Origin of the sequence: Gordonia rhizosphera NBRC 16068 (assembly GCF_000298195.1) — a bacterium.
In the GTDB taxonomy this organism is placed as follows: Bacteria; Actinomycetota; Actinomycetes; order Mycobacteriales; family Mycobacteriaceae; genus Gordonia; species Gordonia rhizosphera.
Genome location: NZ_BAHC01000199.1, coordinates 1 through 1,042, shown reverse-complemented (window position 1 = coordinate 1,042; position 1,042 = coordinate 1). Strand labels below are relative to the sequence as shown.

The following is a 1,042-nucleotide window of genomic DNA, read 5'->3' as shown; positions in this document are numbered from 1 at the left end:
CTAGAAGCAGCGCGGGAGGCCAAGGTGCTTCTCACCGAGGTAGTTACGGAGCATGTCGTTGGTCAACGGGGCGAATGTGTACAGCCGGGCATCTCGAAAGAATCGCTCCATCGCGAACTCGGTGCTGAAACCCGCCCCGGCCATCACCCTCATCCCGGTGTCCGTGGCAGCGACGGCAGCCTCGGATGCCGCAACCTTGGCCATTGCACTCAGCGTGTCCGCGCGCTTCCCCTCCGCGGCCGCGGTGGCCGCGCGGTCCAGAAGTGCCCGGGCACTTTCTATCTGGATTGCGCAGTCGACCAGGCGGACCTGCTGGGCCTGGAAGGATGCAATCGGCCGCCCGAAGGCGACGCGTTCCCTGGCGTATCTCGCGGCCGCATCCAGGGCGCCGCGGGCAATCCCCAGGGCAACGGCCGCGGCGTTGAGGCGCTCGCCGTTGAGGGTGGACAGAACCTGCCGGAAGCCCAACCCGACCTCTCCCAGCACCGCGTGGGCAGGCAGCCGGACATCGTCGAACTCGACGAGACATGTGTCGAGGCCGTGAATGGCAAAAGTGTCGAGCTCGTTGATGCGCACACCCGACGCCCCCTGCGGCACGAGGAACATGGTGATCCCATCGATGCTGCTCACCGCCGGTTCCGCGGTTCGGGCCAGCACGATCAGATGGTCGGCGACAAGCGGGCCCGAGATCCATGTCTTGGCCCCGCTGAGCGACCAGCTGCCATCCGATCCACGTTTGGCGCGGGTGCGCATCGCGGCCGCCACGTCGGTGCCGCCATCGGGTTCGGTCAGCGCGAAGGCGATGCGCGAGCACCCTTCGGCCAAGGGAGTCAATATATCCCGGCGCTGGGCAACACTGGCGTACTGCGCGAGGAGACCCATCCCCATGTATTGCACGACGAGGCAGACGGCCATCGACGTGGGCCCGGCCCCGAGTTCCTCGAGAACCGCGACCTCGAGCCTCGGGTCGGGCGGCGCCGTCGTCGACGCCTCGTTTCCGAGGCCGATCAACCCGGCGGAGGCGAGCGCCTCGTACAGCTCG

Annotated in this window: 1 protein-coding gene; it reads right to left on the bottom strand. The window is 67.6% G+C overall.

The features are described 5' to 3' along the window. A partial coding sequence (locus tag GORHZ_RS24195; protein WP_006337787.1) for an acyl-CoA dehydrogenase family protein occupies nt 1-1,042 on the bottom strand: 1,042 nt, incomplete at its 5' end.